We start from the raw sequence: 20,968 nt of genomic DNA, 5'->3' as shown, positions 1-20,968 counted from the left end.
CACCCCGCGCGGCGCTCACCTCGCCCACACCGCGCACGCCGCGCACTCCGAGCACCTCGGGCGCACCACCCACACCGCGCGCGCCGCACACCCCAGGCACCTCAGACGCACCACCCACACCACGCGCACCACTCACTCCAGACACCTCTGGCGCACCAGGCACCCCGGACATGCCCGCCTTCCGTGAGGCCGTCCGTTCGTGGGTCGGTGGTGGTCCCGAGGGGCCCGTGCGTGAGCTCGTCGGCCGGGTCGGGGTCCGTGTCGCCGTGCTGCTCGAAGGGCCCAGTGACCTCGCGGCCGTCGACGCGCTGGCCGCCCGGCGCGGCCGGGACCTGGCGGCCGAAGGGGTCTGCGTGCTGTCGATGGGCGGGGCGATGAACGTCGGCCGGTTCGCCCGCCTCCTCGGACCGCCCGGTCTGGGCCTGCGCCTGACCGGGCTCTGCGACGAACGCGAACGCCCCTACTACACCCGCGGCCTGGAGCGGGCCGGTGCCGCCCGGCACGGCTTCTTCGTCTGCGTGGCCGACCTGGAGGACGAACTGGTCCGCGCCCTCGGCCCGCCCCGGGTCGCCGAACTCGCCCATGCCGAGGGCGACCGCCGGGCCCTGCGCACCTTCCTGAACCAGCCCGCCCAGCAGGGCCGCACCCCGCAGCAGCAACTGCGCCGCTTCCTCGGTACGACGTCCGGCCGCAAGATCCGTTACGGCCGGGTACTGGTCGAGGCCCTCGACCCCGACCGGGTACCCGCACCGCTCGACGCCCTGCTCACCGGTCTCTGAACCCGGAGGGCTACGCGCTCTTCAGCCCCAGCGCCCCCGCCAGCTCCCGGTACGCCGGCAGCGGGTCGGCGCCGGCGGCGTGCAGCACCTGGAGCGCCACGTGGTCGGCGCCCGCGTCCAGATGCGCCCGGACGCCGTGCGCCACCCGCGCCGGGTCGCCGTGCACGAACAGCGCGTCGAAGAGGCGGTCGCTGCCGCCGTCCGCGAAGTCGGTGTCGTCGAAGCCGAGGCGGCGCAGGTTGCCGACGTAGTTGGTCAGGCCCAGGTAGAAGCCGAGCGTGGCGTCGCCGATCGCGCGGGCCCTGGCGCGGTCCGTCTCCAGGACCACCTTCTGTTCGGGGGCGAGAAGGGGGCCGGCGCCGAGCAGGTCACGGGCCCGGCGGCTGTGTTCGGGGGTGACGAGGTAGGGGTGGGCGGCCGCCGTACGGTCGCCGGCCAGGCGCAGCACGCGGGGGCCGAGGGCGGCGAGTGCCCGGCGGGCGACCGGGACACCGCCCGCGTCGAGGACGTCCAGGTACGCGTTGAGGGCTTCGTACGGCCGTACGAACTCCTTCGTCGCCTCCGGGTGGCCCGCGCCGATGCCCAGCAGGAAGCGGTCCGGGTGGCGTTCGGCGATGCGCCGGTACGCGCGGGCGATCCGGTCGGCCGGGCTGGACCAGATGTTCACGATGCCGGTGGCGAGAACCAGGGTCTCGGTGGCGTCGAGCAGCCGCTCGGCCGCGGTCAGGTCGGGGTCGGTCACATTGCCCAGCCACAGCGTGCCGTAGCCGAGGCGTTCCAGCTCGGCGGCGAGGCCGGGTTCCGTCGGGTCGTGGCGCCACACACCGATGGCACCCAGGTCGATCTTGCGAGGAGTCTCGTCCATGTCCCGGACAACCGGCAGACCGCCGCCGACTATTCCGATCACCATCGAAGTAATGGTCGGCGATCCAGGAGGCCGCAATCGTCCACCACCCCTCCCGTCGATCACATTTATGAACTGCTATTACATACATGACTATTGACGCGCCCTCGACACCCTCCTAGCTTCGCAGAGAAAGCGCTTTCCGCAAGGTTCCAGACGGAGACGAACGGAGACGAACGATGCACGTGAGACCAGTCATCGCGGCCGTCGGCCTGCTCGCCGGCACGGTCGTCGCGCTGTCCGGCAACCCGGCGCAGGCCGCGTCCAGCGTGCTGTACGTGTCGCCGGGCGGCACCGACAGCGCGGCCGGCACCCAGTCCGCACCGACCACGCTCACCTCGGCGATCAGCCGTATCGCCGCCGGCGGCACGATCTACCTGCGCGGCGGGACGTACGCCTACTCCTCCACCGTGACCATCCCGGCCGGTTCCAACGGCAGTTCCGGCGCGCTCACCACCCTCTCCGCCTACCCGGGCGAGACCCCGGTCCTCGACTTCTCGGCGCAGAGCGAGAGTTCGTCGAACCGGGGCATCCAGCTCTACGCGAACTACTGGCACCTGTACGGCCTCACCGTCCAGCACGCGGGCGACAACGGCATCTACGTCGGCGGCAGCAACAACGTCATCGAGCGCGCCGTGACCGCGTACAACCGCGACACAGGGCTCCAGCTCGGCCGGATCTCCTCCAGCACGCCCAGCAGCCAGTGGCCGGCCGACAACCTGGTCGTCAGCTCCGAGTCGCACGACAACGCCGACAGCGACGGCGAGGACGCGGACGGATTCGCGTCCAAACTGACCACCGGGACCGGGAACGTCTTCCGGTACGACGTCTCGCACAACAACATCGACGACGGCTGGGACCTGTACACCAAGACCGACACGGGAGCCATCGGGCCGGTCACCATCGAGTACTCGCTCTCCTACCGCAACGGCACGCTGAGCGACGGCAGTCAGAGCGGGGACGGCGACCGCAACGGCTACAAGCTGGGCGGCGACGACATCGCCGTCAACCACGTGGTGCAGCACGACATCGCCTACGCCAACGGGCACCACGGGTTCACCTACAACAGCAACCCCGGCACGATGACCGTCTCGAACAACGTGGGCATCGACAACGCCGAACGCAACTTCTCGTTCGACAAGGGCACTTCGGTGTTCCGGACCGACACCTCGTGCCGGTTCGCGGTCAGCGGCTCCAACGACAAGACCGTCGGTGACGCCGACAGCTCCAACCAGTTCTGGACCGGCACCAACGGCTCCCGGTGCGCCTCCTACTCGGGCGCCCTCGGCTGGTCCTTCGCCTCCTCCGGCAAGCTGAACGTCACCTTCGGCGGGACGGTCGTCAATCCGTAGCGCCGCTCCCCGCGCACGGTCCGGTCGTGCGCGGGGACCCGGTGCGGCGGTGGCCGCGGGCCTACCCGCGCGGGCCGGCGAAGCGGGCGAAGGTGTGGCTGAAGTACCAGGTGTCCTGGGCGATCCCGGAGCAGGCATTGGCGCCGCCGGTGCCGACACAGCCGCCGTTGTCGCGCTGGAGGGCCCAGAACGAGAGGGTGTCGATGCCCCGGGCGGCGGCCCAGCGCTCGACCGTCGCGGCGTTCTGGGTGGTGAAGGTCTCCGCGGGACCGAAGTCGTCGATGCCGGGCATCTCGGTGACGCCGACGCTGCCCCACAGGTCCTTGGCGCTCTTGTGCGGGTAGAGGGCCTGGAGTTGGGTGTGCAGGCCGTCGGCCGCGGTCCTGGTGTCGGCGGCCATGTCGTGGGCGGCGCCGTCGTAGTAGTCGAAGGTCATGATGTTCACGACGTCCACGCGCGCGTGGTTGGCGACGGCGTTCTGGAGGACGGCCAGTCCGTCGGCCTCCAGCCCCTTGGTGGTGGTCGGCAGGGTGTAGGAGAACTGGAGCGGACGGCCGGTGCGTTCGGCCCAGCGCTCGGCCTTGGCGATCGCCTTGTTGCGGCGGTCGATACCGGCCGTGTTCGCGAGGGAGTCCGCCTCGACGTCGAGGTCGATACGGCTGATGCCGTACGTCGTGACGAGCTTCTCGTAGACGCCGGCGATCGCGTCCACGTCGGTGCAGCTGTCGGCGAGTTCGGTGCCGGTGGTGTCGGCGCTGTAGCCGCCGAAGGAGGGGATGGCGTTGCCGCCACGGGCCTGGAGCGCGGCGATGTCGGCGCCGAAGGTCCCCGGGCCGACGGGCTGGGTGGCGTCGCCGTTCCAGTCGGCGGTGCAGGAGCCCGCGTTCGGGGTCTGGAGGAAGGCCAGGGTGAGGTACTTGTTGCCGGACTCGGCGGCGAGCGCGGCGGGGCTCTCGCCGGTCCAGGCCTCGAAGTAGGGCGCCGCGACGTGGGCGGGCATCGGCTTCGCCGCATGCGTGGCGGGATGCGGGGCGGCGCCGGGGGCCGCGTGTGCGGCGCCCGCCCCGAGGGCAACGAGCGCGGCGGACAGGGCGGTTGCGGGCAGGGCGTGCAGGGCACGAGTGCGTCTCATGGACGCCCATAGTTGGACTAGACCAATTGACTGTCAAGGTTCTTTACAATCACCAGACCCTTCCGTTCGATGTGATGTCAGGAAGCAGTTCCCTTCGATCAGTTCCGGCCAAGAATTTTCATGCGAAGATTTGAACTGAACGTAAGAGAGTCATTAGGGTCTGTTGCCCGAACCTCTGCTCGGAAGGAGCTCGCCTCCGTGGCGTCCCATCGTCGTGCCAAGCAGCCGGGCCGTGCCCGCGTCACTGTGCTCACCTCCGCGGCCGCCGCTGCCGTGGCCCTCAGCGCTCAGGCGGCCAACGCCGCGCCCAGCGAGAAGCCGAGCAAGAGCGAGGTGAAGTCCCGGGTCGACAAGCTGTACGAGGAGGCCGAGCAGGCCACCGAGAAGTTCAACGGGGCCAAGGAGAAGCAGGAGAAGCTGCAGAAGCAGATATCCGCGCTCCAGGACTCGGTCGCACGCGGGCAGGACGAGCTGAACGAACTCCGGGACGGCATCGGCTCCATGGCCACCGCCCAGTACCGCAGCGGCGGCCTCGACCCGTCCCTGCAGCTGTTCCTCTCCTCCGACCCGGACAGCTACCTGGACAAGGCCTCCACCCTCGACCAGCTGAGCAGCCAGCAGGTCGAGACGCTGAAGAAGATCCAGGCCAAGCAGCGCGAACTGGCGCAGGAGCGGGCGGAGGCGACCGGCAAGCTCAAGGACCTGGCCAGCACCCGTACCGAACTCGCCAAGAAGAAGAAGGAAGTCCAGGCCAAGCTGGCCGAGGCGCAGAAGCTGCTCAACAGCCTGACCGCCGCCGAGAAGGCCGCCCTCACCGCCGAGCAGGACCGGGCCAGCCGCTCCTCCAGCGCGCGGGTGGACCTGGGCGACGACACCTCCGCAACCGGCAGGGCCGCCGCCGCCTTCGCCGCCGCCAAGACCAGGCTCGGCACCCCGTACGTCTACGGCGCCACCGGCCCCTCCTCCTTCGACTGCTCGGGCCTGACCTCCTGGGCCTACGCGCAGGCCGGCGTCTCCATCCCGCGCACCTCCGAGTCCCAGTCGACGATCGGTACCAAGATCTACTCGGCCTCGGAGCTCCAGGTCGGCGACCTGGTCTTCTTCTTCAACGACCTGCACCACGTGGGCCTCTACGCGGGCAACGGACAGATCCTGCACGCGCCGCGCACCGGCACGGTCGTCCGCTACGAGTCGATGTCCACCATCGGCGGCCCGTTCATGTTCGGCGTCCGGGTCTGACCCGCTGAAAGTGCCTCAGCGCGGGCGCACCCGGGGGTCCTCCAAATAGTGCAGGACCGCCGCGACCCGGCGGTCCAGCCGGTCGGCCGGGGACAGGTCGAGCTTCGCGAAGATGGACCGGATGTGCTTGTGCACGGCACCGTCGGTGACGACGAGCCGTTCGGCGATCGCGGAGTTGCCGAGGCCCTCCGCCATCAGCGCCAGTACGTCGCGCTCGCGCGGGCTCAGCCGTTCCAGGCGGGTGTCCTGGCGGGACCGGGTGAAGAGCTGGGCGACGACCTCCGGGTCGATCGCGGTGCCGCCGGACGCCACCCGGTGCAGGGCGTCCAGGAACTCCTCGACCCGGCCCACCCGTTCCTTGAGCAGATAGCCGAGCCCGCCGACCCCGCCGGTGAGCAGCTGGGTGGCGAAGCTCTGCTCGACGTACGCGGACAGCACGAGGACGGCGAGACCGGGGTGCCGGCGCCGGGCCTCGACGGCCGCGCGGATGCCCTCGTCGGTATGGGTGGGCGGCATCCGCACATCGAGGACGGCGACATCAGGCGCATACGCCTCCACGGCATCCAGCGCCGCGTCCGGAGTCCCGACGGCCGCGGCCACCTCCATCCCCTCGGCCCGCAACAACAGAGCCACCCCCGCACGGAGCAGGGGGTCGTCCTCGGCGATCACGATCCGCAGGGCGCGGCGGACACCAGGGCCCGCCTGCACGCCGCCGACCGGCCGGGCACCGCCGTGCGTCGCGTGCTCGTCGCCGCGGGGCCGCGCGCCGCCGATCACCCGCGCGCCGCCGGCCGGTGCGGTGGCGTCGTGCGGCGGTAGGGGTCGCGGGGGGTGTGTCTCGTCGGGTGCCGGGGTTTCACGATCCACTGGGCAGGTCCACTTCCAGGGTTGTCGGGCCGTCGGGTGGGCTGGTCAGGCGGAGGGTGCCGTCGTGGGCCGCGACGCGGCGGCGGATGCCGGTGAGGCCGGAGCCGGCGGTCTCCTCGGCGCCGCCCCGGCCGTCGTCGGCGACGGTGAGGCGCAGCCGTCCGCCCCGGGCCCGGACGGTCACGGTGACCGACCCGGCGCCGCTGTGCCTGGCGACGTTGGTCAGGGCCTCGGCGACGACGAAGTAGGCGGTCGCCTCGACGGAGGCGACACAGCGTTCGGTCGCGTCCACGTCGACGCGGCAGGGCACCGGACAGTCGGCGGCGAGGCCGGAGAGCGCCCCGGCGAGACCTCGGTCGTCCAGCACCGGCGGCAGGATGCTCCGCGAGACCGTGCGCAGTTCGGCCAGCGCCTGCTCGGCGGCGGACTGGGCGCGCTCCAGGATCTCCTCGGCGCGGGACGGATCACGCGCCACCTGCCGGCGGGCGGCGCCGAGCAGCACGGTGACCGACACCAGCCGGTTCTGCGTGCCGTCGTGCAACGCCCGCTCGATGCGCCGGAGTTCGGTGGCGTGGGCGTCCAGCGCGGCGGCCCGGGTGGCGGTGAGTTCCGCGACCCGCAGGAAGAGGTCCTGGTCGGGTCCGGCGGCGAGCAGCGACCGGCCGGGGGCCGCCTGGAGCCGGGCCATGCCGGGCGTCAGGCCCATGATGACGGCGATCGAGCCGATCCCGAACGCGCAGACGGCGAAGGCGTCCGGCCAGGAGTGCGCGACGCCGAAGCCGACGGAGGTGGCGGTGGTGTCGCTCGGCATGAACCGCCAGTACAGCGGGAACGCCGTGTCCCGGACGGCGGACAGCGGCAGCAGGAAGCCGGCCAGGCCCAGCAGCAGCCCGGCGGTGCCGTGCCGGGCCAGCCAGCGCAGCTCCCGCCGGGTGGTGGGGTCGCCGAGGGCGGTCCGCAGCCGGGTCGGCGGGACCGGCTCCGGGGCCGGGACCTCGGGGCCGCGCCGCCCGAGCCGTTCGCGTTCCCGCCCGGCCAGCGCGTGCAGCGCGCGCAGCAGCGGGGACGCCGGCAGCAGGCCGATGCCCAGCGGCGCGGTCACCGCGGCTGCCGCCAGCAGCAGGAGCAGGAGCAGGGCCGTCGCGGCCGTACCGAGCCCGCCGACGAGTTCCGCGAGCGCGCCGCCGGCCGCCCGCGCCGTCCGCCCGGCGAGGGCCCGCACCCCCTCGCCGCCGTCCCCCGGCCCGCCCGCGGCGCCGCCCGTGCGGTCCGGCCGGGTGCCGGTGACAGCCATCCGCAGCCCCTCTCCTCTACGTCAACGACCCTAAGGCGTACGGCAGTTCGAGGGGGACCGGAGTCCGGAAAGGTACAGCCTGCTGTACCCCGGGTCCGGCGGTGTGCGGGATCGGCCGCGGAGGCCACGGTCCGTAGCGTCGGTGCCCGTACCCCCGGACGTCGGCACCCAGCAGGAGGTTCCCCGTGGCCCACCCCGACCCCTACCGCCTCACCGGCACCCCGCCCGCCGACCAGCGGGGCGACCGGACCGGCGACGTGGACCTCACCCGGGCCCTGCTCTGGTCCCTGCTCGTGCTCAGCGCGGCCGCCGACATGGCCACCTCCTACGGCGGCGCGGCCCCCTGGACCAACGTGGCCTGCGGAGCGGTGACCCTGCTCAGCGCGGGCGCCCTGGTCCTGCGCCGGCTGCGCGGCCGCCGATGAGCACGGCCGCCGTCGACACCGCCCGGCGGGCCCCGGCCATCGCGCTCGCGGGCGTCGGCAGAACGTACCCGGGCGGGGTGCGGGCCCTGGACGACGTGTCGCTCACCGTGGAACACGGCACCTTCCTCGCCGTGATGGGCCCCTCCGGCTCCGGCAAGAGCACGCTGATGCACTGCGCGGCCGGCCTGGACGCCCCGACGTCGGGCAGCGTCCGCATCGACGGCCGGGAGATCGCCGGGCTGAACGAGACCAGGCGCACCGAACTGCGCCGGGAGCGCGTCGGTTTCGTCTTCCAGGCCTACAACCTGATCCCCTCCCTCTCCGTCGAGGACAACATCACGCTGCCGCTGCGGCTGGCCGCCCGCCGCCCCGACCGGGACTGGATCCGCACCCTGGTCGAACGGGTCGGGCTGGCCGACCGCCTGCACCACCGCCCCGCCGAACTCTCCGGTGGCCAGCAGCAACGTGCCGCGCTGGTACGGGCGTTGGCCGCGCGCCCGGCGGTGGTGTTCGCCGACGAGCCGACCGGCGCGCTCGACCTGCGCAGCGCCCACCAGGTCCTCGACCTGCTCCGGGCCCTGGTCGACGACCTCGGCCAGACGGTCGTGATGGTCACCCACGACCCGGCCGCCGCGGCCCGCGCGCACACCGCCCTGGTGATGGCCGACGGCCGGGTCGTGGAGACCCTGCACCACCCGATGGCGGGCCGACTGGCCGCCAGGCTCGCCGCGTTGGGAGACCGCTAGCCATGTTCCAGTTCGCCCTGCGGATGGCCGCGCACCGGATCTCCTCGCTGCTGGCGGTGGCCTGCGCGGTGCTGGGCGCCGCCGCGCTGATCACCGCCACCGGGGTGCTGGCCGAGTCCGGGCTCCGCTCCCGGCTGCCCCCGGGGCGCCTCGGCGGCGCGGACGTCGTGGTCGCCGCCGATCAGGAGTACCACGTCGCCGGCGACCTGCCGATCGCCCTGCCCGAACGGGCCACGGTCCCGGCCGGCCTCACCGCCCGCCTGGCGAGGCTGCCCGGCGTCGTCCTCGCGGTCGGGGACCTCGGTTTCCCGGCCGCCGTGACGGACCCGCACGGCCGGCTGCTCCCGGCCGCCGCCGGCCAGGACCCGGCGGCGGCCGGACACGGCTGGTCCTCGACGAGGCTGCTCGCCGACGCCCGCGTCGAGGGCCGGGCCCCGGCGACCCCCACGGAGGTGGCGGTGGCCGCGACGACCGGCCTGTCCGTCGGCGACTGCGTCCACATCACCGCGAACGGCCACGCGGCCACCGCCTACCGGGTCACGGCCCTGGTCCACTCCCCGGACGCGGAGATCTACTTCACCGACACGAGAGCGACACAACTGTCGAACCGAGCACCGAAGAAGCCCTCCGCCGCGAGCGGGGAGGGGGGCATGGGCGCGGGCACGGACACGGGTGTGGGCACGGGCACGGACGCGAACGCGGGTGTGGGCACAGACACGGGCGCGGGTGTGGGCACGGACACGGGCGCAGACGCAGGCACGGACACGGGCGCAGACGCAGACGCAGACGCAGACGCAGACGTGGGCACGAACGCGAACGCGGGCACAGACGCAGACGCGGGCACGAACGCGAACGCGGGCACAGACGCAGACGCAGACGCAGACGTGGGCACGAACGCGAACGCGGGCACAGACGCAGACGCGGGCGCGGTGGCAGGCGGGGCGGTCGTGGCCGTACCCCGGTCCGCCGTGGTCACAGGCGGGTCGGCCCTCGCCATCCGGGGCACCGTCTCGGCCCGCACCGGCGGCCCGGCCCGCACCGCATCGTCGGCTCACACCGCCGCACCCCGCGCCGGCACCGTCGACCTCATCGGGCTCCGGGTCTTCCCCGGGGACCGGGAGCGGGTCGCGGCGGAGGTTCGTGGAGTGGTCGCCGGCAGCGGGCTCAAGGTGCTCACCGGGGCCGACCGCGGTACGGCCGTGGCCCCCGGCGTGGGATCCGCTCGCTCCCTGCTCGTCCTCCTCGCCGGGTCGCTCGCCGGGATCGTCCTGCTGATCACCGGGTTCGTGACGACCGGCGCGCTGGGCGTGGCGATCGCCGGGCAGCGTCGCGACCTCGCGCTGATGCGGGCCGTCGGGGCGACCCCGCGGCAGATCCGGCGGCTGGCGGCGGCCCAGTCGACGGCCGTCGCCGCCGTGGCCCTGGTCCCCGGCATCGCCCTCGGCTACCTGCTGGCCGACCGGTTCCGCACCCTGCTCGTCCACCGTGACGTCCTCCCCGACCGACTCCCCCTCACGCTCAGCCCGTTCCCGGCCCTGGCCACCGTCCTCCTCCTGGTCGCGGTCGTCCGGACCGCGGCCCGCTGCGCGGCCTGGCGCACCTCAAAAATGCCGGCCACGGAGGCGGTCGCCGAGTCCCGCAGCGAGCCCCGCGCCCCCTCCCGCCCCCGCACGGCCGCGGGCCTGCTCCTGATCGCCGCCTCCTGCGCCCTGTCCGTCACCCCGCTGCTGCAACGCACCGCGATCGGCGCCTCGGCCACCTCCATCGCGGGCATCGTCGCCGCGATCGGCCTGGCCCTGGCCGGCCCCGCGCTGGTCCGGGCGGCGGGCGAAGCGGTCGTACGACGGCTGCGCCCGGGGGTGTCCGCGCCGACCTGGCTGGCGCTGTCCAACGTCCGGGCGTACGCACAGCGCGTCACCGGGGTGGTCAGCCCGCTCGCCATGGCGGTGGTGTTCGTGCTGACATACGCCCTCGCCCAGACCACCGTGCTGGCCGCGACCTCGGACGACACCCGCACCGGGACGCTCGGCCAGTATCGGCTGAGCGCGGCGGCCCTCGGCGGGCTGCCGACGGACACGCTCGCCGCGGTACGACGGCTGCCCGGGGTGCGGGCGGCGGCCCCGGTCGGCACGACCACCGTCGTCTGGCCGTACCGCCAGTTCGGCGACACCGACACCGAGTCCGCGGCCGCGCTGATCCTCACCCCCGCCGCGCGGGACGTCCTGGACCTCGGCGTGACCCAGGGCGGCCTCGCCGGTCTGACCGGTGCCACGGTCGCCGTCAGCAGCGAGGTGGCGGGCCCGCGCGACGCCGGACTCGGCTCCCGCGTCAGGCTGTTCCTCGGCGACGGCGCGCCCGTCGAGGCGAGAGTGGTGGCCGTCTACGACCGCGGGCTCGGCTTCGGCCCGGTCGTCCTCTCCCGCGACCTGGCCGCCGGGCACACCACGTCCGGGCTCGACCAGAGCCTCCTCGTCCGCACCGACGGCACGGCCACCGCCGAGCGCGGGCTCACCGCGCTGGCCGCCGCCCGGCCCGGCCTCGCCCTCTCGGACACCGCCCCGGAGGCGGGCGCGGACACCCCGCCCGAGGTGTGGGTGAACCTCGCCGTCATCGTCGTCCTGCTCGGCTATCTCCTGCTCAGCATCGCCAACCGGCTGGTCGCGGCGACGGCCCAGCGCCGCACGGAGATCGCCGCGCTGCGGCTGGTCGGTACGACGCCGAGGCAGATCCTCGCGATGATGCGCAGGGAGGCCGGGGTGATCGCGGCGGCGGCGCTGGTGTCGGGGGCCGCGCTGTCCGCGCTGCCGCTGGTGCTGCTGGGCGAGGGCTTCCTGGACCGGCCGTGGCCGGCGGGGCCGGGGTGGCCGGCGCCGGCGGCCGCGGTGACGGTGGTCGTCACGTCGTACGTCACGATCGAGCTGCCGACGAGAAGAGCCCTGCGGGTGCCGCCGGCCGAGGCCGTCAGAGCCCCGTGAGGGGCGCGGGGAACTGAGCGATCGGCCACGACGGACCGTCATGCGTCGAACGGTGCTCAGCCGTCCGCGGCGCCGTCGTGGCTTGTCGCGCAGTTCCCCGCGCCCCTGACGGGGCGCGTTGTTCAGCTCTGGGTTTCCGGGCGGCCCTCGGTCGACCAGTGGGTGTGGAAGGCGCCCTCCCGGTCCGTACGGCCGTAGGTGTGGGCGCCGAAGTAGTCGCGCTGGCCCTGGAGGAGGGCCGCCGGGAGCCGGTCGGCGCGAAGGGTGTCGTAGTGGGACAGGGCCGCGGAGAAGGCCGGGACCGGGATGCCCCGGCGGGCCGCCGACGCCACCGTCTCCCGCCACGGCACCTGCGCGTCGGCGATCTCCCTCGCGAACTCCTTCTCGGCCAGCAGGCTGACGAGGTCCGGGTCGGCCCGGTACGCCGCGCGGATCCGGTCCAGGAAGGACGCGCGGATGATGCAGCCGCCCCGCCAGATCCGGGCCACCGCGCCGAGGTCGATCTTCCAGCCGTACTCGGCGGCCGCGTCCTGGATCATCGTCCAGCCCTGGTCGTAGGCGATGACCTTCGAGGCGTACAGGGCGTGTTCGACGCGGGAGGCGAAGCGGTCGGCCTCGGTGGCGCTGAGCGGCGGGGTCGTGCCGCCCGGCAGACCGGCGTACGCGGCGCGCAGTTCGCGGCGGCCGGAGGCGGCGCGGGCGAACGTCGCCTGGGCGATCGCGGTGACCGGGGAGGCCAGGTCCAGCGCGGTCTGTACGGTCCAGCGCCCGGTGCCCTTCTGCCCGGCCGCGTCGGCGACGACGTCGACGAAGGGGGCGCCGGTGGCGGCGTCGACGTGGGCGAGGACGTCGGCGGTGATCTCGATGAGGTAGGAGCCGAGGCGGCCGGTGTTCCACTCGCGGAAGATGTCGGCGATCTCGGCCGGGGCGTAGCCGCCGACCTGGCGCAGCAGGTCGTAGGCCTCGGCGATGAGCTGCATGTCGGCGTACTCGATGCCGTTGTGGACCATCTTCACGAAGTGCCCGGCGCCGTCCGCGCCGACGTGCGTGGCGCAGGGCTCACCGCCCACCTTGGCGCTGATGTCCTCGAACATCGGCCCGAGCACGGCGTACGACTCGGCGGAGCCGCCCGGCATGATGGACGGCCCGTGGAGCGCGCCCTCCTCGCCGCCCGAGACGCCCACACCCACGAAGTGCAGGCCCTTCGCGCGCAGCGCGGCCTCGCGGCGGCGGGTGTCGGCGAAGTGGGCGTTGCCGCCGTCGATGACGATGTCACCGGGTTCGAGGAGCGGCACGAACTCGTCGATGACGGCGTCGGTGGCGGCGCCCGCCTGCACCATGATCATGATGCGGCGGGGGCGTTCCAGGGCGGCGACGAACGCGGCGGCGGTCTCGGCGCCGACGAGGTCGCCCTCGCTGCCGTACTCCTCGATCAGCGCGCGGGTGCGTGCGGGGGTGCGGTTGTGGACGGCGACCGGGTAGCCGTGCCGGGCGAAGTTCCGGGCCAGGTTGCGGCCCATCACTCCCAGGCCGGTCACGCCGATGGCTGCGGATGCGTTCACGGGGGGACTCCGTTCTGCGGACGCGTGCGGTACCGGGAGGTACGGGCCGGCGGCGGCCGGGCGTTCAGCTCCGGGCAGGCGAAACGGCGTTCGATCAGGCGGAGACGGTGAGCACCAGGCGCCGGCCGGGCTCGACGGGAGCGGTCCAGGCCTCCTCGACGTCCGCGAGCGGCACCGGCCGGGCGTCGGCGGTGAGGGTGCCCCGGGTCAGTTCGGCCATCAGGCCGGGCAGTTCGGCGACGATGCCGCGGGCGGTGACCGAACCCTGTCCGCTGCCCATGAGCCGCAGGGCGGCCGCGCGCAGCACGGCGGAGGGGAGGGTGATCTCCCGGCCGGCCATGGAGCCGATCTCGATCCAGTCCAGCGGGGCGCTGCGGTCGGCGCGCCGGGTCAGCACGGCCGGGAGGGCGCGCTCGGTGGGCCCGCCCCAGGTGTAGTCGAGGACGACGTCGACGTCCGCGGCGGCCTCGCCGAGCCGGGCGTCGGCCTGGTCCGGGTCGCCGGCCAGGGAGACCACGTCGGTGGCGCCGAGGCCGTCGAGCAGTGCCAGGCGCTCGGGGTCGCGGCCGGCGGCCACCACCCGGCCGGCGCCGAGGTGCCGGGCGATCTGCACGGCCATCCGGCCCGCGTTGCCGGTGGCGCCGAGGACCAGGACGCCCTGGCCGGGCCGGAAGGCGATCCGGCGGCGCAGTGCCACCCAGGAGGACATGGCCGGGTTCATCGCCGCGGCGATGGTCACCGGGTCGGCGCCGTCGGGCAGCGGGACGGCCCGGCGCGGGTCGACGACGCTCCGCTCGGCCATGGTGCCGGGGTCCCCGTCACCGGCCACGAAGTACACGACCTGTCCGTCGGGCAGCCGGCCCACCCCGTCGACGCCGGGGATCAGGGGGAGGCGGCCGTCGCTGGTGTAGTGGGTGCCGTCGGCACCCGAGCGGACCCGGGGGTGCAGACCGGCGGCGATCATCTCCACCGGCAGCCTGCCCTCGCCCGGCACGGGGACGGCGAACTCCTCGAAGCGCGGCGGACGGTCGAACGAGCGGACCACGGCAGCATGCATGACGACTCCTTAGTTCGTGACACCAATTAAATTAGTTGGTGCCACGTACCAAGTCAAGTAGTTGGGGACGCGTACTAACACCGTAGGATGGGGACCATGCAGAACAAGCCAACCGCCGAACCGGCGGGCGCGGACCAGGACATCGAGGACCTCGGACTCGTGGACGGCCTCGCCCAGCTCTCGTTCCTGGTGCAGGGCGCGCTCGGGAAGGTCGCGGCGGAGCACGGGCTGTCGGTCGTCCAGCTGCGGCTGCTCGGCGTGCTGCGCGACCGCACGCCCGGCATGCAGGAACTCGCCCACCACCTCGGCCTGGACAAGTCCAGCATGACCGGCCTCGTCGACCGCGCCGAGCGCCGGGACCTGGTCCGCCGCACCCCCGCAGCGCACGACCGGCGCAGCTTCCTGGTGTCGATCACCCCGGCGGGGCAGCAGCTGGCCCGGCAGTGCGAGGCGCTCGCCTCCCGGCGGATCCTGGACCTCACCGCACACCTCACCGAGGCCCAGCGCGGCCACCTCGCACTGCTCGCGAGCGCGCTGGTCAACCACCACACCACGATCTGAGCCGGGCCCGCCGAGGGGCGCGGCCGCCGATCATCCGAACAGGCGAAAGTCGGGACACCGGGGCGTGTGGGGCCGCCGCCCGGCGAGCCGGTCGTCAGAGGATCCGAAGATGCGAACGGATGATCTACGACTTTTCACGGCCGCGCTGGTGCTCCTGCTGACCGGCGCGTTCCTCACCACGCCCGCCAAGGCCGACGAGCGCCCGGGGCACTGCGCCTTCGGCCGGCCCAGCTCCCCACCGCCCGTCGACCGCGGCGAAGAAGCCGGCCGCGGCGACGGCGACAGGCACACCGACCGCGGCGGGCACACCGGTCACCCCGGTCGCGCCGACCGCGCCACCCGCTGGACCTCGCCCACGGTCCGCTACCGGCTCTCCGCCGGCTACGCCGCCAGGGGGCACCACTGGAAACACCGGCACACCGGCCAGGACTTCGCCGTCGACGCCGGCACGCCCGTGTACGCCGTCGGGGCCGGCCGGGTCGTGACCGCGTCCTGCGGCGACGGCTTCGGCAACCAGGTCGTGTTACGCCATCCCGACGGCTACTACACCCAGTACGCCCACCTGTCCGTCATCAACGTCCGCGCCGGACAGCGCGTTTCGACGGGCCAGCGGATCGGCGCCGCCGGCGCGACCGGCAACGCGGACGGCCCCCACCTCCACTTCGAGGTGCGCACCGGTCCGCACCCGGGCTCCGCGGTGCCGCCGCTGCCGTGGCTGCGGCGGCACGGCGTGCAGGTGCCCGAGACGGCGTCCCCGGAACATCCGCACCCGGCCCCGAGCACCCCGGACACCGCACCGGCGGACCCGACGCCCGCACCCGGCAGGCCGGCCGCCCCTGCGAGGGACCTGCCGGCCGGGCACGGCCGACCGGCGAGGACACCGGGGAACCCGGCGCCCCGGCAGACCCCGGCGAAACCGTGGTTCCCGACGGCACCTTGGGATCCGACGGCCCTGTGGAACCCGATGACACGGTGAACCCGATGACCCGGTGAACCCGGCGACCCGGTGAACCCGGCCCACGCGGCGGCCCCCGGGACCCGACGGGCCCCGACCGGCCCCGACCGGCCGGTACCACGACGGCAGCGCACAGGGTCACGGTATGACCACATGGCGTGGCCACTGTGCGCGCAGCGGCCAGACTGCCTCCCATGGCACGTCTGAGGTTCCTGTGGGCCGCCGCGCTGGCCGCCCTCCTGCTGCTGCCGGTCTCCCGGCCGGAGACCCCGCGGCCCGCCGCGCCCGGACCGTTCGGGGCGTACGTCGGGTACGGCGCGGACGGGGTACGGCGGGTGGCCGCGCTCGGCAGCTGGCTGCGCGACGAACCCCGGGTCGGGCACACCTACCTGCCCGGTGACGTGTGGCGGAACATCGAGGGCGCCCCGGACTTCGTACGGCTGTGGGCCCGGTGGCGGCGGGCCGAACCCGACCGGCTGCTCGTCCTCAACGTACCGATGCTGGAACACACCGAGGCGCACGTCCCGGACGCCGAGGTGCGCCGCCGACTCCGGATCGGGGCACGGGGGTCGTACGACGTCCACTTCCGCGCGCTGGCCAGGCGGCTGGTCGCGGTCGGCGCGCCGGACACCGTCGTCGTGCTCGGCTGGGAGATGAACGGGGTCACGTACACCCATCGCTGCGAACCCGACCCGGTCGCCTGGCAGGCGTACTGGCGGCGGATCGTGACGGCCATGCGGTCGGTGCCGGGCGCCCGGTTCCGGTTCGACTTCGCGCCCAACCGGGGGCGGGACGCCATCCCCTGGACCGCGTGCTACCCGGGGGACCGGTACGTGGACGTGCTGGGAATGGACGCGTACGACGCCCCCCGCGGGATGCCCTTCGCCGAGCAGGTCACCGAGGAGTACGGGCTGCGGGCCCAGGTCGAGTTCGCCCGGGCCCACGGCAAGCCGGTCTCGTACCCCGAGTGGGGGCTGTACGAGAACGGGGACGATCCGGCGTATCTGCGCGGCATGCTGGACTGGTTCGCGAGGAACCGGCCGCTGTACCAGACGATCACCGACTACTGCCCGCACGGCGTGTGGGGCTGCCGGGGCAACCCCAGGTCCACTGCCGTCTACCGGTCCCTGATGAGGAGCTAGGAGTTCGCGCTGGACGGGCCGAAGAACTCGATCTCGGCGATGGCCACCTGGGTGCGGCCCGGCGCCGGGTAGGACGACTCGATCGTGAAGCGGACGGAGACGACGTCCGCGGCCCGCAGGTCGCGGACCTGGCCGCCGGCCGTCTGGTCGAGGGTCACCTCGCGGGTCTCGGTCTTGCCGTCGGCGGTCTTGATGGTCGCCTTCATCCGGTGCGGCAGGGCCGAGTTCCGCAACTGGTCGTTGTGGGTCGACTCGCCCGACGTGACGACGACGTTCAGCAGGCGGGTCGGCTCGTCGAAGTGCGCCTCGACCCACTCGCCCTCGCCGCCGCCGACGATCCCCGGGCCCCACCAGGTGTTGTTCAGCTTGTCGAAGAGCAGGTCCGGCTTGTGGCCCGCGTACGAGCGGGAGGCGCGGTAGCTCTCCGGCACGACCTGGGCGCGCTTGGCGAAGTGGTCGCGGGTGGCGCTGATCGCCTTCGGCGTGTTGACCGCCAGGACGGTGACTCCGGTGAGGACGAGGGCGGCGACGATCCAGGTGAGGACGCGGTCGAAGGTGCGGCGGAGGCGGGGGCGGTCGCCGGCCCACGGGGTCTCTCTGTTGCGGAAGTCGAAGAGGCGGCGCCACCAGGGGCGGTGGGCCGTGGCGTCGGTGCCGGGGTGGCCGGCCATGGGCATGGCGCAGCGGGTGCAGAAGTGGCGGTCGGGGCGGTTGGGGGTGGCGCACCAGGGGCAGGGGGTGCCGCCGTGGGCGCCGAGGTCCTCGCCGGGGGAGCGGACCGAGGCGGGGCGTTGGGGGGTGGGGCGGCCGGGGAGGACGGGGGCGACGGAGGGGGGCGCGGCGGCCGGTTCCGGGTCGCTCACGGGGATGAGGAGGAGGCGGGCCCGGTCGTGGTCGGAGGTGGGGGTGGGGGTGGGGGTGGGGGGCGGCGTGGGGGTGGGCGCGTACGTGGGTTCCGGTTCGGGTTCGGGGTCGGGTGCGGGTTGCGGGGTGGGGATGGGGGTGGTTTCGGCTGTGGGGGACGTGGCGGTGAGTGGGGGCTGGTCGCGCAGTTCCCCGCGCCCCTGACGGGGCGCTGTGGGCGCTGCTCCTCGCAGGTCGCCGTGGGGCTGACGAGGCGCTGTGGGCGCTGTTCCTTGCAGGTCGCCGTGGGGCTGAAGGGGCGCTGTCGTCACCGCTGCCTGTGGGGCTGTCGTCGTTGGGCGGGGGTCGCGTTGGGGGAGGCCGGTGGCGCCGTCTCTGCGGGTGAAGGCGTCCCATCCGGGGGCGGTGCCGGAGTCGGGGGGCGGGGTGCTGGCCGCCGGCTGCGGTCGGGGCTCCTCGCTGTTGCCGGTCCAGCTCAGGACCGCGCCGCACGCGTCGCAGAAGGACTGGCCCGGTTCCGCGACCGTGCCGCACTCCGTGCAGTTCCGGTTGGTCGTCATCTCTGCGGGGTCCTTTCGCCGGACGCGGTCACCTGGACCGTGTAGGGCATGTGAGCGGGGCGGGCGGCGGCCACGAGGTGCTCCAGACGGACCTCGTCGGCCGGGGTGGGAGAGGGAAGCATGAGGTGGACGTGCAGGCCGGGGCGGGGGGCGCCGGGGAAGGGGCCGAGCGGGCGGGCGTTCCAGTCGGCGCCGCCGCTCTCCGTGATCTCCGGGGTCACGCCGAAGGCCAGGCGGACCGTCTCCGACAGGCCGAGCCGGGTGCCCCGGATGCGGTGCAGGTAGGCGGCTGCCGCCACGGCCGCGCGCAGCAGGGGTTCCGGTTCGGTGCCGTCCGTCTCCGCGCCGACCCAGGTGCCGAGCCACTCCGCGAAGTCCAGCGGGGCCAGGGCCGGGTCGAAGTAGCTGGGCAGGCAGTCGAGGACGTTGGGGATCGGGGCGATCACGTCGTCCAGGCCGGCCACGAAGCGCAGCGCCAGGTCGTCGTCGGCGAAGACCGCCGGGAGCATCGCGGCGATGGGGACGGAGGAGCCGAGGCCGTCGATGGAACCTCTCAACGGGGGCCTCCGGTAGAGCTGTTGCCGGTGGTCATTCGCCGATCACCCGGACCCGGTGGTCGAAGGAGAAGACCAGGGACGGGGCGTCCAGGTCGATCCGGTCGGTCGGGTCGCCGCGCTTGCCGGTGAGCGGGTCGGCGGGGTGCAGGACGACCTCGTCGACCAGTTCCACGCCGGGGACGCGTTGCAGCACCGCGAAGACCTCGCCCGACTGCACCGGGCGCCCGAACCGCCAGCCCTTGCCGTCCGCGCCGCCGGTCAGCGGGTCCAGGTGGCGGTAGAGGGCGTCGTGGGCCTGGTGGCGGACCCGTTCGACGTCCACGCCACGGAAGGCGTGCACGGTGGCGACGACCGTGATGCCCTGGTAGAAGGGCGGCCCGACCGCCAACCGGGTCCCGATCAGGCGGCGTTCGTCCAGGTAGCGGGTGATGCGGTCGAGCAGGGCGTCGCCGGGGACGAGTTGCTCGAAGCGGAGCCGGCCGCCCGGGTCGGGGACCGCCTGGGGCACCACCAGGACCCGGACCGCGTACGCGCCGTGCTCGCCCTCCTCGCCCTCCAGGCAGGTGATCCGGGCCGTCTCCGGGGCGGCCCGGCGGGCCAGCTCCTCGTAGTCCCGCAGGGTCACCGCCCGCTCCTGGGCGCGCAGCGTGATCGGCGCGCGGACCTTCGCCTCGGCGACCGTCTCGCCCTCCACCCCGCCCCGCGCGGCCTCCCGGTTGACGACCTCCGCCACGTACGGGATCGAGGAACGCAGGATCTGTACGGCCCCCCGGGCCACGTTGCCGGCCCGGCCGCCGCCCGTGCGGTAGCGGCGGGCCCGGACGACCGCGCCCTTGGGGGCCACCGTGCCGTACTGGCGCAGCGAGCCGTCCGGTTCGCGGACCGCGGGGCCGAAGGCGATGTCACCGGTGGTCGCGTCCAGGGTGATGTGCCGGTCGTGCGGCCCGGAGGCCGCGAAGTGCGGGACGACCTGCCAGTCGGCCCAGCCGCCCTCGCCGTCGTGCTCGGCGGTCTGCAGGAGGAGCGGCGGGCTGTCGCCGACGACGGGGGCGTGGGCGAGCCTGAGGCGCTGGCCGGGCAGTCCCGTCGACTCGCCGAGCGCCTCGTCCTCGACGGTCTCCGCGTGCACGGCGCCGGTGGTGCCGCCCACCGTGCAGGCCTCGACGAACCGGATCGTCGGGGAGGTGGTGTAGAAGGGCTGGTCGGCGTGCGGCTCGGTGACCCGGCAGCGCAGCCAGCTCGCCTCCAGGCCGCCGTTGCGGGACAGCACGTGACCGCCGGGGACGTGCAGCACGACCTCGCCGGGGCGGTTGAGGCCACCCGTGCCGTCCCGGTCGACCTCGCACTCCCGCCAGCCGTCCTCCGTCCACGCCTCCCACACCAGCGGGGGCTGCCGCGGGTCCACGCCGACACCGTCGACCCGGCTGTCCAGGTCCAGGGCGACCGCGCAGTGCGGGACGGCGGCGGAGAGGCCGAGCAGCATGCAGTCACCGGGGTTCGGAGCCTCGGTGAAGCACAACAGGTCCTTGCCCTCGGCGAGTTCATGGGTGAGGTCGACGACGGCCGCGCCGTGCTGCTGCCGCAGCAGGTGCCGCAACTCGCTGGGGACGATGGTCAGTTCGCGTTCGGTGGCGAAGACCACCGCCTCCTGCGTCTCGGTACGGCGGGTCGCCACCTCGGTGCCCACCGGCACCGGGACCGGCTCCTCCTGGGCCGCCGACAGCCAGAACGTCACGTCCGTACGGGCCGCGGAGGGCGGGAACAGCGTGATGCCGACCAGGTCCAGGAAGGCCAGGTGGTTCTTCTCCGGGACCCGGTTGAGGCGGTACACGATCTGGTCGGCCATGTGCGCGACCGTCTCCACCAGCGTGATGCCGGGGTCGGAGACGTTGTGGTCGGTCCACTCCGGGGCGCGCTGCTGGATGTAACGCTTGGCGTCGTCGACGAACTGCTGGAAGCGGCGGTCGTCGAGGTTCGGGGAGGGCAGGGCCATCGGG

18 protein-coding genes are annotated in these 20,968 nt (G+C 73.9%); 9 read left to right on the top strand and 9 right to left on the bottom strand.

Going from position 1 to position 20,968, the window contains the following annotated elements:
• Nucleotides 1–170 precede the first annotated feature (170 nt).
• Nucleotides 171–779 carry a TOPRIM nucleotidyl transferase/hydrolase domain-containing protein gene (locus IEZ11_RS13850; protein WP_189262989.1) on the top strand — a complete coding sequence of 203 codons (609 nt, stop codon included), beginning with the start codon at nucleotides 171–173 and terminating at the stop codon, nucleotides 777–779.
• 10 nt (nucleotides 780–789) lie between these two features.
• On the opposite strand, the gene IEZ11_RS13845 is transcribed toward IEZ11_RS13850, so the two are convergent.
• Entirely contained in the window at nucleotides 790–1,689 is a 900-nt protein-coding gene (locus IEZ11_RS13845) for an LLM class F420-dependent oxidoreductase (protein ID WP_229712999.1), read from the bottom strand.
• A 173-nt stretch (nucleotides 1,690–1,862) separates the two neighbouring features.
• Here IEZ11_RS13845 and IEZ11_RS13840 point away from each other — a divergent pair, with 173 nt between their 5' ends.
• The gene (locus IEZ11_RS13840; protein ID WP_189262988.1) at nucleotides 1,863–3,035 is read left to right on the top strand and encodes a right-handed parallel beta-helix repeat-containing protein; all 1,173 of its coding nucleotides are present in this window, start codon (nucleotides 1,863–1,865) and stop codon (nucleotides 3,033–3,035) included.
• 61 nt (nucleotides 3,036–3,096) lie between these two features.
• On the opposite strand, the gene IEZ11_RS13835 is transcribed toward IEZ11_RS13840, so the two are convergent.
• Nucleotides 3,097–4,167, bottom strand: coding sequence for a chitinase (locus tag IEZ11_RS13835; protein ID WP_189262987.1), 1,071 nt, complete (start codon nucleotides 4,165–4,167; stop codon nucleotides 3,097–3,099).
• Between the two features lie 198 nt (nucleotides 4,168–4,365).
• On the opposite strand from IEZ11_RS13835, the gene IEZ11_RS13830 reads away from it, so the two are divergent.
• Complete coding sequence (locus tag IEZ11_RS13830; protein WP_189262986.1) at nucleotides 4,366–5,406, top strand: C40 family peptidase; 1,041 nt, start codon at nucleotides 4,366–4,368, stop codon at nucleotides 5,404–5,406.
• A gap of 15 nt (nucleotides 5,407–5,421) precedes the next feature.
• On the opposite strand, the gene IEZ11_RS13825 is transcribed toward IEZ11_RS13830, so the two are convergent.
• Both IEZ11_RS13825 and IEZ11_RS13820 read right to left on the bottom strand, forming a co-directional pair.
• Nucleotides 5,422–6,084: a response regulator transcription factor gene (locus tag IEZ11_RS13825; RefSeq protein ID WP_189263092.1), complete on the bottom strand. Its 663-nt coding sequence runs from the start codon at nucleotides 6,082–6,084 to the stop codon at nucleotides 5,422–5,424.
• 178 nt (nucleotides 6,085–6,262) lie between these two features.
• Nucleotides 6,263–7,567: a sensor histidine kinase gene (locus tag IEZ11_RS13820; protein ID WP_189262985.1), complete on the bottom strand. Its 1,305-nt coding sequence runs from the start codon at nucleotides 7,565–7,567 to the stop codon at nucleotides 6,263–6,265.
• 185 nt (nucleotides 7,568–7,752) lie between these two features.
• Here IEZ11_RS13820 and IEZ11_RS13815 point away from each other — a divergent pair, with 185 nt between their 5' ends.
• The 3 genes from IEZ11_RS13815 to IEZ11_RS13805 are packed head-to-tail and all read left to right on the top strand — an operon-like array spanning nucleotide 7,753 to nucleotide 11,713.
• Complete coding sequence (locus tag IEZ11_RS13815) at nucleotides 7,753–7,992, top strand: hypothetical protein (RefSeq protein WP_189262984.1); 240 nt, start codon at nucleotides 7,753–7,755, stop codon at nucleotides 7,990–7,992.
• Nucleotides 7,989–8,738 carry an ABC transporter ATP-binding protein gene (locus IEZ11_RS13810; protein ID WP_189262983.1) on the top strand — a complete coding sequence of 250 codons (750 nt, stop codon included), beginning with the start codon at nucleotides 7,989–7,991 and terminating at the stop codon, nucleotides 8,736–8,738. The genes IEZ11_RS13815 and IEZ11_RS13810 overlap by 4 nt, the downstream gene beginning before the upstream one ends.
• A 2-nt stretch (nucleotides 8,739–8,740) precedes the next feature.
• Entirely contained in the window at nucleotides 8,741–11,713 is a 2,973-nt protein-coding gene (locus IEZ11_RS13805; protein WP_229712998.1) for an FtsX-like permease family protein, read from the top strand.
• Nucleotides 11,714–11,835: 122 nt separating this feature from the next.
• Here IEZ11_RS13805 and gnd read toward each other — a convergent pair whose 3' ends face one another.
• Both gnd and IEZ11_RS13795 read right to left on the bottom strand, forming a co-directional pair.
• Nucleotides 11,836–13,275, bottom strand: coding sequence for an NADP-dependent phosphogluconate dehydrogenase (gene gnd, locus IEZ11_RS13800; RefSeq protein WP_189262982.1), 1,440 nt, complete (start codon nucleotides 13,273–13,275; stop codon nucleotides 11,836–11,838).
• Between the two features lie 94 nt (nucleotides 13,276–13,369).
• The gene (locus tag IEZ11_RS13795) at nucleotides 13,370–14,332 is read right to left on the bottom strand and encodes a quinone oxidoreductase family protein (RefSeq protein WP_189262981.1); all 963 of its coding nucleotides are present in this window, start codon (nucleotides 14,330–14,332) and stop codon (nucleotides 13,370–13,372) included.
• A gap of 96 nt (nucleotides 14,333–14,428) precedes the next feature.
• Between IEZ11_RS13795 and IEZ11_RS13790 the strand changes: the two genes are divergently transcribed.
• The 3 genes from IEZ11_RS13790 to IEZ11_RS13780 all read left to right on the top strand — a co-directional run bounded on the left by IEZ11_RS13790 (nucleotide 14,429) and on the right by IEZ11_RS13780 (nucleotide 16,990).
• Nucleotides 14,429–14,893 carry a MarR family winged helix-turn-helix transcriptional regulator gene (locus tag IEZ11_RS13790; protein WP_189262980.1) on the top strand — a complete coding sequence of 155 codons (465 nt, stop codon included), beginning with the start codon at nucleotides 14,429–14,431 and terminating at the stop codon, nucleotides 14,891–14,893.
• Nucleotides 14,894–15,002: 109 nt separating this feature from the next.
• Complete coding sequence (locus tag IEZ11_RS52415; protein WP_189262979.1) at nucleotides 15,003–15,869, top strand: M23 family metallopeptidase; 867 nt, start codon at nucleotides 15,003–15,005, stop codon at nucleotides 15,867–15,869.
• Between the two features lie 173 nt (nucleotides 15,870–16,042).
• Nucleotides 16,043–16,990 carry a glycoside hydrolase family 26 protein gene (locus IEZ11_RS13780; RefSeq protein ID WP_189262978.1) on the top strand — a complete coding sequence of 316 codons (948 nt, stop codon included), beginning with the start codon at nucleotides 16,043–16,045 and terminating at the stop codon, nucleotides 16,988–16,990.
• On the opposite strand, the gene IEZ11_RS13775 is transcribed toward IEZ11_RS13780, so the two are convergent.
• Genes IEZ11_RS13775 through IEZ11_RS13765 form a run of 3 tightly spaced genes read right to left on the bottom strand, consistent with a single transcriptional unit; the run spans nucleotide 16,987 to nucleotide 20,964 of the window.
• Nucleotides 16,987–18,414: a zinc ribbon domain-containing protein gene (locus IEZ11_RS13775; RefSeq protein WP_189262977.1), complete on the bottom strand. Its 1,428-nt coding sequence runs from the start codon at nucleotides 18,412–18,414 to the stop codon at nucleotides 16,987–16,989. The two genes, IEZ11_RS13780 and IEZ11_RS13775, sit on opposite strands and share 4 nt — an antisense overlap.
• Nucleotides 18,411–18,971, bottom strand: coding sequence for a phage tail protein (locus IEZ11_RS13770; protein ID WP_229712997.1), 561 nt, complete (start codon nucleotides 18,969–18,971; stop codon nucleotides 18,411–18,413). The genes IEZ11_RS13775 and IEZ11_RS13770 overlap by 4 nt, the downstream gene beginning before the upstream one ends.
• Before the next feature lie 31 nt (nucleotides 18,972–19,002).
• Nucleotides 19,003–20,964 carry a putative baseplate assembly protein gene (locus tag IEZ11_RS13765; protein WP_189262976.1) on the bottom strand — a complete coding sequence of 654 codons (1,962 nt, stop codon included), beginning with the start codon at nucleotides 20,962–20,964 and terminating at the stop codon, nucleotides 19,003–19,005.
• Between the last annotated feature and the right edge of the window lie 4 nt (nucleotides 20,965–20,968).

This window comes from Streptomyces fuscichromogenes, assembly GCF_014645815.1.
Taxonomy (GTDB): domain Bacteria; phylum Actinomycetota; class Actinomycetes; order Streptomycetales; family Streptomycetaceae; genus Streptomyces; species Streptomyces fuscichromogenes.
Note: the sequence above shows the minus strand (reverse complement) of the source record. Positions and strands in the feature narration are given on the sequence as shown.